This is a genomic window from Caballeronia mineralivorans PML1(12) (assembly GCF_001028175.1).
GTDB classification, from domain to species: Bacteria; Pseudomonadota; Gammaproteobacteria; order Burkholderiales; family Burkholderiaceae; genus Caballeronia; species Caballeronia mineralivorans.
The window spans coordinates 69,156-79,777 of sequence record NZ_AEJF01000228.1 but is presented as its reverse complement, the minus strand read 5'-3'; the positions used below and the strand labels follow the sequence as shown (position 1 = coordinate 79,777).

Annotated in this window: 12 protein-coding genes; 2 read left to right on the top strand and 10 right to left on the bottom strand. The window is 61.4% G+C overall.

Annotation, left to right across the window (positions count from 1 at the left end; all coding sequences use genetic code 11):
• On the top strand, positions 1 to 456 hold a 456-nt coding region (locus EOS_RS37240), incomplete at its 5' end, for a DMT family transporter (protein WP_047897217.1).
• 71 nt (positions 457 to 527) lie between these two features.
• On the opposite strand, the gene EOS_RS37235 is transcribed toward EOS_RS37240, so the two are convergent.
• The 10 genes from EOS_RS37235 to EOS_RS37190 form a co-directional block, all read right to left on the bottom strand.
• Entirely contained in the window at positions 528 to 881 is a 354-nt protein-coding gene (locus EOS_RS37235) for a DUF1428 domain-containing protein (RefSeq protein WP_047897216.1), read from the bottom strand.
• Positions 882 to 1,013: 132 nt separating this feature from the next.
• Positions 1,014 to 2,003 carry a dihydroxyacetone kinase subunit DhaK gene (gene dhaK, locus EOS_RS37230; RefSeq protein ID WP_047897215.1) on the bottom strand — a complete coding sequence of 330 codons (990 nt, stop codon included), beginning with the start codon at positions 2,001 to 2,003 and terminating at the stop codon, positions 1,014 to 1,016.
• A 13-nt stretch (positions 2,004 to 2,016) separates the two neighbouring features.
• Positions 2,017 to 2,649 (bottom strand): dihydroxyacetone kinase subunit DhaL, encoded by a 633-nt coding sequence (gene dhaL / locus EOS_RS37225; protein WP_047897214.1) that lies wholly within the window; start codon positions 2,647 to 2,649, stop codon positions 2,017 to 2,019.
• Positions 2,646 to 3,665: an ABC transporter ATP-binding protein gene (locus tag EOS_RS37220; RefSeq protein WP_047897213.1), complete on the bottom strand. Its 1,020-nt coding sequence runs from the start codon at positions 3,663 to 3,665 to the stop codon at positions 2,646 to 2,648. Before EOS_RS37220 ends, dhaL begins: the two co-directional genes overlap by 4 nt.
• On the bottom strand, positions 3,658 to 4,761 hold the full coding sequence (locus EOS_RS37215; protein WP_047897212.1) for an ABC transporter ATP-binding protein: 1,104 nt from the start codon (positions 4,759 to 4,761) through the stop codon (positions 3,658 to 3,660). The genes EOS_RS37220 and EOS_RS37215 overlap by 8 nt, the downstream gene beginning before the upstream one ends.
• 3 nt (positions 4,762 to 4,764) lie before the next feature.
• Positions 4,765 to 4,959 (bottom strand): hypothetical protein, encoded by a 195-nt coding sequence (locus EOS_RS37210; RefSeq protein ID WP_047897211.1) that lies wholly within the window; start codon positions 4,957 to 4,959, stop codon positions 4,765 to 4,767.
• Positions 4,956 to 5,909 carry a carbohydrate ABC transporter permease gene (locus EOS_RS37205; protein WP_047897210.1) on the bottom strand — a complete coding sequence of 318 codons (954 nt, stop codon included), beginning with the start codon at positions 5,907 to 5,909 and terminating at the stop codon, positions 4,956 to 4,958. Before EOS_RS37205 ends, EOS_RS37210 begins: the two co-directional genes overlap by 4 nt.
• Positions 5,906 to 6,862, bottom strand: coding sequence for a carbohydrate ABC transporter permease (locus tag EOS_RS37200; protein ID WP_047897209.1), 957 nt, complete (start codon positions 6,860 to 6,862; stop codon positions 5,906 to 5,908). The genes EOS_RS37205 and EOS_RS37200 overlap by 4 nt, the downstream gene beginning before the upstream one ends.
• Positions 6,863 to 6,928: 66 nt before the next feature.
• Positions 6,929 to 8,269 carry an ABC transporter substrate-binding protein gene (locus EOS_RS37195; RefSeq protein WP_047897208.1) on the bottom strand — a complete coding sequence of 447 codons (1,341 nt, stop codon included), beginning with the start codon at positions 8,267 to 8,269 and terminating at the stop codon, positions 6,929 to 6,931.
• A 111-nt stretch (positions 8,270 to 8,380) separates the two neighbouring features.
• The gene (locus EOS_RS37190; RefSeq protein ID WP_200908745.1) at positions 8,381 to 9,400 is read right to left on the bottom strand and encodes a LacI family DNA-binding transcriptional regulator; all 1,020 of its coding nucleotides are present in this window, start codon (positions 9,398 to 9,400) and stop codon (positions 8,381 to 8,383) included.
• 313 nt (positions 9,401 to 9,713) lie between these two features.
• On the opposite strand from EOS_RS37190, the gene EOS_RS37185 reads away from it, so the two are divergent.
• The gene (locus EOS_RS37185; RefSeq protein WP_047897206.1) at positions 9,714 to 10,538 is read left to right on the top strand and encodes a crotonase/enoyl-CoA hydratase family protein; all 825 of its coding nucleotides are present in this window, start codon (positions 9,714 to 9,716) and stop codon (positions 10,536 to 10,538) included.
• Positions 10,539 to 10,622: the final 84 nt, after the last annotated feature.

Sequence of the window (10,622 nt, the reverse complement as noted above, 5' to 3'; positions counted from 1 at the left end):
GCCGCAGCGGCTGCGCTCGGCGCAACGCTGTTGTATGGGATCGCGGCGAGCTACACCAAGCGGCATCTCACGGGCGTCGATCCGCTCGCGGTCGCCGCCGGCACGATGACCGGCGCGACCGTCGTACTACTGCCGTTTGCCGTGTTCTGGTGGCCGGCCGCACCCATCTCGACGCAGGCCTGGGGGTCGGTGATCGCGCTCGGCGTCGCGTGCACCGGCATCGCTTATATGCTGTTCTTCCGCCTGATCGCGACGACTGGCCCGGCGCGCACGATCAGCGTCACATTTATCATCCCGATCTTCGGCATCCTGTGGGGCGCGTTGTTCCTTTCCGAACACGTATCGCCGGGAATGATCAAGGCGTGCGCGACTATTCTCGTGGGGACTGCACTTGCCACGGGTGTTATCAAGTGGCTTCCGGGCATGGGTACCCGGCGCAGGGTTTCTGCGAAGTAGTGAGAGCCTCGCTACTCTTTTCGACGAACGCAGGTTGCCGTCAACGTTTGTTGGCGGCAACCTGAAAACCATCACACGTCCACGATCACTTCGAAGCCGCCGTAAATCATTCGCTTGCCGTCGAAGGGCATCGCGTTCGTATCGGGCTGCAGCCGTGGGTCGGCCATCACCGCCTTCATTCCCTCATCCCTCACCTGACGCGACGGCCAGACGACCCACGAGAACACGACAGTCTCGTCGTCCTGGCGTTTGACCGCCATCGGAAAGGACGTCAGCTTCCCCTCCGGTACGTCATCGCCCCAGCATTCGACCACATTCAGCGCACCGTTCTCCTTGAAGACCACCGCTGCTGCTTCGGCATGCTTCCTGTACGTTTCACGATTGCCCGTTTGCACGGCGACGACAAATCCATCTACGTAAGTCATGAACGCTCTCCGTTTCGGTATGAATAAATAGGGGCGCAAAGCGACATCGTTTTGCATTGCCACATCGCAGCCCTACGCCCTATATGCATGACGAACGGTACGTCCGGAAATCGACATGACTCGCCAACTTTTTTACATGCCCCATCGCAACGAAGGCGCATGGACCGCGCTATCCCAGTGCGTTTTCATCTCGTCGTCCAGCACTGAGAGCGTGATGGATGCACCTGCCATCTCGAGCGATGTGGTCAACGCACCGACCTGTGCACGGCCGATGTTCAGGCCGCGTTGCCCGAGCCACGCTCGCGTCGAGTTGAACAGCAGGTAAAGCTCGCCGAGCGGCGTGCCGCCCAGACCGTTGACGAGGACGAGCAATTCGGCATCGGGCTGCGGCTTCAGGTCGTCGACAATAGCGCTCAGCAATTCCGCCACGATGGCGTCGGCCGGCGCCATCTTCGCCCGCCGCCTGCCCGGTTCGCCGTGAATGCCGACCCCCACTTCAATCTCGTCGTCGCCGATCTTGAACGTGCGCGTGCCCGCTGCCGGCACGACGCAGCTCGTGAACGCAACGCCCATTGATGCTGTGCACTTGTTGATGCGGTCGCCGAACGCCTTGCACTGCTCGAGACTCGCACCGCTTTCCGCCATGCTGCCGACCAGCTTCTCGACGATCACCGTTCCGGCTACGCCGCGCCGCCCGGTCGTATAACTCGAATCTTCGACCGCGACGTCGTCGTTGATCAGCACGATCGCGTTCTGCACCTCGGACATCTCGGAGGCCATTTCAAAGTTCATCACGTCGCCGGAGTAATTCTTCACGATGAAAAGCACGCCCGGGCCGGTATCGACTGCCATGGCAGCAGCCATCATCTGGTCGGGCGTCGGCGAGGTGAAGATCTGACCGGGACAGGCTGCGTCGAGCATGCCGTGGCCGACGAAACCGCTGTGCAGGGGCTCGTGCCCCGACCCGCCGCCCGACACCAATGCCACTTTGCCGGGCTTGAGCACCTTGCGGCGCACAAACACGGGCTCGTTGTTCAGCACGACAAGGTCGGCATGTGCGGCCGCGAATCCGGCCAGGCTTTCGGCGAGAAAATCGTCGACGTGGTTGATGAATTTTTTCATGGTCTGCGCTCCTTCACTCAATACGTTGTGCCAGATACGCGCACACCGCCGCGATCATCAGCTCGCTGGAACGCGCGCCCGGATCGATATGGCCGCGTGAGCGTTCGCCGAGAAACGACGCCCGGCCCTTGGTCGCGAGCATGTCGCGGGTGGCGAGCATGTGTAAGTGCGCCACCCGCGGCAACTCGTCGAGCAGCGCTCGCGCGGACGCTCCCGTGGCCACCAGTTCCCGATAGCGATTCGCAACCGGAATCAGTACGTCCATCATCGTCTTGCTGCCCACGCCCGTCTTGCCCCGCTGGCCGACGGCGTCCACGCCAGCGGCAAAGATGGCCGAAAATCCAGGGACGTCGAGCGCGTGCGCGGCCGCGCCCTTCGACATGCCGCTCAACAGGGAAAAAAATAGCGGTCCTGACGATCCGCCAACTGTCGACAGTACCTTGGCCGCAGCCACGTCCAGCGATGGTCCGAACGCGGTGGCTTCAATTTCACCGCGCGCCGCGAGCAGCGCCTCCATGCCGCGCAACAGGTTGAAGATGTGGTCGCCGTCGCCAATCTGCTGATCGAGCAACGCAATCTCGTCTGTGTTTTGCTTGAGCGTCGCATGCGCGGCTTCGATGCACGCCATGACCGTCTTGCCGTTCATGTCGGGATCCTCCTGCCGTCGGCGCGAAAATATAAGAGGCTGCGCGGGGGCAGCGACACGCCTACCGACTGCCCCGCGCTGAAATTGCGCTCCGTCACGGTCGTCGCCACCACGGCGGTGCCATTGCGATCCAGAATCAGCAGATGACGCAGCGGCGAATATTCGAGCACCTTCACATCCATCGCGTTGCCCTCGCCAGCTTCAGCCACGACGATATCCTCCGGGCGTATGGCAACGGTCGCCGTCCCTTCAGGCACAACCGCCGAATCGAAGAGCGATGGGGGCAGCAGGTTGATCGGTGGCGAACCGAGACGCCGCGCCGCACTCACGCACGCAGGGTTGCCGTAGACCTCGCGCGGCGTGCCGAGCTGCACCAGATGCCCATGTTCGAGAATCCCGATGCGATCCGCGAGCGTGGTCGCCTCCACCTGATCGTGCGTGACGTAGACAATGGTCGCACCGATGCTCTTGTGCAGGCGTTTCAGCTCGATCCGCAGTTCCTCCCGCAGCTTGGCATCGAGCGAGGACAACGGCTCGTCCATCAGGAACACCCGCGGCTCGCGAACCAGCGCGCGCCCGATCGCCACCCTCTGCATCTCGCCACCCGAGAGATGCGTCGCCACGTTGTCGAGCTTCGACTCCATGTGCAGCATGGCAGCCACGGTCTGCACGCGCATCCGCACATCCGCCTCGCTGCTGCGCCGGCGTGGCGATCGCAGCGGGAAAGCGAGGTTGTCGAACACCGTCAGATGCGGATAAAGCGAGTACTGCTGGAAGATGAACGCCACGTCCCGGTCCGACGGATGAACGTTTGTGGCCAGCTTGCCGTCGATCAGTACATCGCCGGCATCGGGCCGTTCCAGGCCCGCGATCAGGCGCAAGGTCGTGGTTTTTCCGGCGCCGCTCGGCCCGAGCAACACGACGAATTCCCCGTCCTTCACGTCAATCGACAGATCGTTCACAGCCACCGTCGAGCCAAACCGCTTCGATACATTCTGTAGTTGCACTTCAGCCATGAACGTCTCCCGTTTCGGCATCCACCAGCACAGCCGCGGGAAGCCGGCGACCCGACATCGCGTCATAGAGCAGCACGCGCTCCTTGCGAAACGACAGCCCGACCGGCGCGCCGGCGGCGAGACGCACCTCCTTGCCTACGCGCGCCCGCACGACACCCGCGGCCGTCTCGATCATGAGCACCTGATGCGAGCCGAGGAACTCGTCGGCGATCACCTTGCCACGCAGCGCTCCCTGTTCGTCGATGACAACGTGCTCCGGGCGAATCCCGAGCAGCAACCGTTCGGCCGCAGCGTTGCAATGGGGCACCGCTATGCCAGCACCATGCACCTGTACTTGCGTCGTGCCGGCTGCGACCGGTCCGTCGACGGGCAGGAAATTCATCGGCGGGCTGCCGATAAAGTTGCCGACAAAAACCGTCGCGGGAAAATGGTAAATCTCGTGCGGCGCGCCGGCTTGCAGCACTTCGCCCTGGTTCATCACGACGATGTCGTCGGCCATCGCCATTGCCTCGCTCTGGTCGTGCGTCACATAGACCGTGGTCGCGTTGAGCTGGTCGTGGAGCTTGCGCAATTCGAGGCACATCAGTTCGCGGAAGTCCGCATCGAGCGTGCCGAGTGGCTCGTCCATCAGGAACGCCTTCGGCTGGCGGACGATGGCACGTCCCAGCGCCACACGCTGACGATCGCCACCGGAAAGGCCGCCGGTCTTCCGGTCGAGGATATCTTCAATGCGTAGCATGTGCGCGGCGGCATCCACCCGAGCTGTTATCTCGCGCCGCGGCACATGCTCGTTCTTCAGCGGAAACGCAATGTTGTTGCGCACTGTCATGTGCGGATACAGCGCAAACATCTGGAACACGAAGGCGATGTCACGCTGACGCGCGCGCAGCGCCGTGACGTCCTCGCCGTCGATGAGGATCTGGCCGGACGTCGGCAATTCAAGTCCCGCGATCATGCGCAGCGTCGTGGTCTTGCCACAGCCCGACGGACCGAGCAGCACCACGAAACGCCCGTCGCCCACGACAAGATCCGTGTTGCGCACGGCGGTGAAATCGTCGAAGCGCTTGTGCAGGTTGACGAGCGTGATGGCGGACATGGATCAGTCCGGAAAATGGCTGGTGATGAGGAACGCCACCGCGCCCGCGAGGATCACGGGAAACGACCACGTGAAGAGCGCAAGCGAAAACGGTTGCACGAGCATCGCGATGCCTGCTCCGATCGCGACCGTCGCCGCGGCTTCGCCATGATCGCGACGCAGGAAGCGCGCACGCGGCGCGACGAGTTGACGTTTCATTTGCGTACCGCTCCGAAGGTGATGCCGCGCAACAAATGCTTGCGCAGCACGACGGTGAAAAAGAGAATCGGCAGGACGAACAGCGTTGTCGCCGCGGCCACCGCGGGCCAGTCCTGCCCGCCTTCGCCGATGATGAATGGAATGAACGGCGGCATGGTCTGCGCGTCGCCGCTCGTCAGGAGCAAGGCAAATGCGTATTCGTTCCAGGCGAAGATCAGGCAGAAGATCGCCGTGGCGGCGATGCCGGTGATCGCCTGCGGCAACACGACCTTCACGAATGCATGCAGGCGCGTATAACCGTCGACGAGCGCCGCCTCCTCGTACTCGCGCGGTATCTCGTCCATGAAACCCTTCAGCAGCCACACCGCCAGCGAAACATTGACTGCCGTGTACAGCACGATCATGCCGACGTAGCTGTCGCTGAGTCCCAGCGCGCGATACATCAGGTAGATCGGGATCGCGACGGCGATGGGCGGCATCATGCGCGTAGAAAGAATGAAAAACAGCAGGTCATCTGCCAGCGGGACCTTGAAACGCGAGAAGGCATAGGCCGAGAGCGTGCCGAGAAACACCGCAAGAAAGGTCGAGCCGAAACCGATCACGAGCGAATTGACGAAGCGCGGCAATACCTTCGACGGACCCGCGATCACCATGTTGCGCTTGCGCACATCGCGCTCGTACCAGCTCGTGGCAGGCGGCAGGCTCGCGATGAACTCGGGCGTCTGACGGGACCGGATGGTAAAGAGATTGACGTAGCCTTCGAGCGATGGATGAAACAACACGACCGGCGGATACGCGATCGCATCCTCCTGGGTCTTGAAGCTCGTCATGAAGATCCACGCTATGGGCAGCGACGTCACGAGCGCATATACGATCACGACCATCGCCGCAAAGGTCTTGCCGCGTGCCGACGCAGCGACCACCGAGTGAGCATTGCCGGGCTGTCTCATCGCTGTTTGATCCGGTTGAGCGCCTTGATATAGATGTTCGCAGCACCGAACACCGTGACGAAGAGAATAATTGCGAGTGCCGACGAATAACCGGTCTGCCACTTTTCGAACGCGGCGCGCTTGAGCGTGATCGAGACGGTCTCGGTGACCGAACCCGGGCCGCCCGAGGTCAGCAGGTTCACCATGTCGAACATCTTGAAGTTTTCAATCCCGCGGAAGAGCACGGCCAGCATCAGGAACGGCATGGTCATGGGCAGCGTGATCGACCAGAACTGGCGCCAAGGTGTCGCACGGTCGACTTCGGCGGCTTCATAGATATAGTCCGGAATCGAACGCAGACCCGCGAGGCAAATAAGCATCACGTAGGGCGTCCACATCCAGGTATCGACCATCACGATCGTCCAGGGCGCGAGCGGCACGTCGCCGATCATCTGGAACGAGGCCGGCGATATGCCGGTGACAAGGCTGACGACCTCATTGAACAGGCCCGTCTGCGGCTGAAGCAGGAAAGTCCAGAAGTTGCCGACGACAGCAGGCGACAGCATCATCGGCAAGAGAATCAGCGTGGTCCAGAAACTGTGGCCACGAAAGCGCCGGTTGATCAGCAGCGCGAGCCCGAAACCGAGCAGCACTTCGAGGCTCACCGACCAGAACACGAACCGCGCGGTGACCTGCATCGCGTACCAGATGTCCTCGTCGGTCAGGATATCGACGTAGTTGTCGATACCGATAAAGCGTGCCGGCACGCTCGGCATATTCGACTTGAAATTTGTGAACGACAGCCGCAATGCCCAGACCAGCGGAAAGATGTTGATCGCGAGCAGAAGCAGGATTGTCGGAAGAATGAAGAGCCATGCAATGGTCCGGTCCGACAGGCCGCGCAAGCTGCTGCCGCTGCGCGTCCCTCGTCCGGACTCCAGCTCTTGTGAAAGCAAAGGCTTGTCTGCCAACATGCCGTCCTCCTGATGGCGTACTGGCGCGGTCACACGGCCGCCGCCAGTACCGATGCATGAACATCACTACTTGCCTTCCTGCTTGAACACCTTGTTCCAGTCCTTGACGAGCAAATCGAGCGCCTCTTTCGCCGAGCCCTTATCCGCCACGACGTAGTCATGCACTCGCTTTTGCATGTCGAGCAGGAGTTCCGCATAGGCAGGCTCCGCCCAGAAGTCCTTGACGATCTCCATCGACTTCAGGAATGCCGGTGCGAACGGCGCGCTCTTTGGAAAGCCCGGGGCCTGCACGACCGATTTCGCCGCCGAGTAACCGCCGATCTGCCACCATTTCTGTTGCACGTCGGCTTGCGCGAACCACTTGATATATTCGAGTGCATCCTCCTTGTGGTCCGAGTAGGAGACGACCGATATGCCCTGCCCGCCCAGTTGCGTGAACTGCTGGAGCTCACGCGGCGTGACGAAGAATCCGATCTTGTCGCCGCCTACGTTCGGATCCTTGTACAGGCCGGGGAAGAACGCGAACCAGTTCATCTGCATCGCCACCTGGCCGGACTTGAACGCGTCGAGCCCTTCCTGCATGTAGGCGTTGGTCATGCCCGGCGCCGTGCAACATTTATAGAGCGTCTTGTAGAACTCGAGTCCCTTCACCGCGTTCGGTGAATTCACGAAGCCGTCGAGGTGATACGGTTTCTTCGGATCCTCGTACTCGAACCCCCATGCATAGAGCGCATTCGTCACGCCCATGGTGATGCCTTCAGACCCGCGTTCGGTGAAGATGTAGACGCCATACACGGTCTTGCCGTCGATCTTACGTCCCTGGAAGAACTCGGCGGTCTGCTTGAGTTGGTCCATGGTGGTCGGCGGCTCCAGTTCCCGTTTGTATTTCTGCTTGAATTCGGCGCGCAACTCGGGCCGTGCAAACCAGTCCTTCCGATAGGTCCACCCAACGGCATCGGCCATTGCCGGAAGCGCCCAGTAGTTGGGCGTGTTCTTCGGCCATTCCGCATAACCAACTACGGTTGCCGGCATGAAGTCGTCCATCGAGATCTTGTTCTTCGTGAAAAAGTCGTTGAGCTTCACGTAGTGGCCGTTGACCGCCGCACCGCCGATCCACTGACTGTCACCAATGATGAGGTCGCAGAGCTTGCCATGCGAATTCAGTTCGTTGATGAAGCGGTCGGCATAGCTCGTCCAAGGAACAAACTCGAACTTCATGTTGATACCGGTCTTGGCCGTGAAGTCCTTCGATAATTCGACCAGCGCATTCGCGGGATCCCAGGCCGCCCAGCACAGTGTCAGTTGCTTCGCCTGCGCGTGCGCACCCGAAGCCATGCCCAGTCCCACCGACAGGGCGAGCGCCGCAGCCACTCGTGTCGACGTAAGTCGTGATTTAAGCCGTAACATGTGTCTTCTCCTTTTATTTCGGTCTCCGATACTTATGACGATCGGCGCCCATGCGCCGGGCACCGTGTTTCGGCTCTGCGGATTCAGCCATCGGTCCGCGTGTCGCGAGCGTCAGGCATGCGCATTCTCACGAAGGTAAATTCGGGTTTCCGGCGTCGGGATGGCCAGTGCGCCCCGCACGTCGTTCAGGAAATTGAGTGCGGCAAGCCCCGCCCAATGGACGATGCCGCGTACGTCCTGGTCCAGGATGACGTCGATTGCGCGCTCGGCCAACTGCGCGCGCGTCTGCGCCGTGCACTCGTGGCCGATCAGGACAACGCGCTCCTTGTCGCCGGATTCCTGCAGCGCCGACGCAATGCCGGCGATACCGCCGCCCGTCACGTAGACACCCACGAGATCCGTATGGCGCGCGAGCAGGCCCTGCACCGCGAGGCCTGCGCCGCCGTCGTCTTCCGTGAAATCCGGTTCGGCAACCCAACGCAGGTTGCGAAAGTCTTCTTCGAGGACTTGCGAAAAACCGGTGCGCCGTTCGAGCTGGTCGTGCAGGCGAGATGACCCCGACAGCACCGCGACGGTACCGATTCGCGTACCTAGAAAGAGCCCCATCAGCAGTCCGGCTGTGCGTCCGGCAATGCGGCTGTTGACGCCGACATAAGCGGCACGGCGACTGCCAGGCAAGTCCGAGAACACAGTGACGACGGGAACACCTGCATCGCTCAGTTCTTCAATGAAATGCGCAACCCAGGGATAGTCGAGAGGCGCGAGAACCACCGCGTCATAGGCGATCGCCTGCTCCGAAAACGATGCTGTGTCGCGTTGGACAGCGAAATCGCACCGGTAGAACGACGAGGTAATGCGGTGCTCGCGAAAGAAGCTCGCAGACAACGCGATGTCGCGTTCGACATGATCGAGGAAGCGCGAGTTGATCTGCGGAAGAACGAACGCGATACGGAAGGAATTGGCTTTTGCTGGCCGGCCACGGCTCGCGCGTTCGTCGCGCAGATTGGCGAGCGCCAGATGAACGCGTTCAGCCGTTTCGGGTCGCACGGCCTGATCGTCGCGCAGGACGCGATCGACCGTGGCCACGCTGACGCCCGCTCGACGCGCAATCATCATACGTGTGGCCGGCATTGTCTCCTCCGGTGCCGTGCTGCGGATTTTTTGCGAAGAATCCTTTTGTTTACCTAAGGTAGTTTTTCCGCCAGAGAATGCAAGCTTTTTTGAGGATTTAAACCCGTCATTTGATTCTTAATGACGTCTTCTATTTATATGGATTACTTAGTTAATTTACAGACCAACTCCTATGCCACGCCTGAGAAATAGTCATGGATCGGTGGTTGTCACCCGATTCCGCCCCCGGCCTTGCTCGCGCGAAACCGGGGCCCTCGCTGTTCTATCCAGACGCGTATGCTTTCGCGGATGCCATTTGCTCAGGAGAAAGACCATGCCCAATACCAGACCCACGCCGAGCGTCACTCGCTTCGGAGATCACGTCCGGCTCGAATTGCATCCGCTGGATCCGCGTGTTGCGACGGTCGTTCTCGACCGGCCGGAGCGTCGCAATGCGGTCGACCGGCAAGTCGCCGATGCATTGCGCGCAGCCTTCGAAACCTTCGACGCCGACGCGTCGCTGGCGGTGGCCGTGGTGTGGGGTGCAGGCGGCACGTTTTGCGCGGGTGCTGATCTCACCGCGCTGAACGACAACGAGCATCGCAACGAGATTCATCCCGACGGCACCGGGCCAGGGCCAATGGGACCCACGCGACTCATGCTCGGCAAGCCCGTGATTGCGGCCATCGCGGGACATGCGGTGGCGGGCGGCCTGGAGCTCGCCGCGTGGTGCGATTTGCGGGTCGTCGAAGAGGATGCGGTCCTGGGTGTTTTCTGCCGGCGTTTCGGCGTGCCGCTGATCGACGGCGGAACATTGCGGCTGCCTCGATTGATCGGCATGTCGCGCGCACTGGATCTGATTCTTACCGGGCGGCCCGTCGATGCCAGCGAGGCGCTGGCGATCGGTCTCGTGAATCGCGTGGTCGAGCGTGGCGGTTCACGTGCGGCAGCGGAAGCGCTTGCGTGTGAACTGGCCGCGTTGCCGCAAGCTGCGATGCGCGCCGACCGGCGCTCGGTCTACAACAACGCATTCTCCGACGATTTAACCGACGCGCTGCGCCGCGAAGGCGCGGGAGGTTATGCGGCGGTGCTTGCAGAAGGTCTCGCCGGCGCAGGCCGCTTTGCTGCGGGCGCGGGCCGGCATGGTGAATCGAAGTAATCGCTTTGATTGAGCCTCAATACCGCTCTTACAAGCGCTCTGGCCGTCGGCATGTTCGTCAATTTCGAAAAGATTTCTACCGAT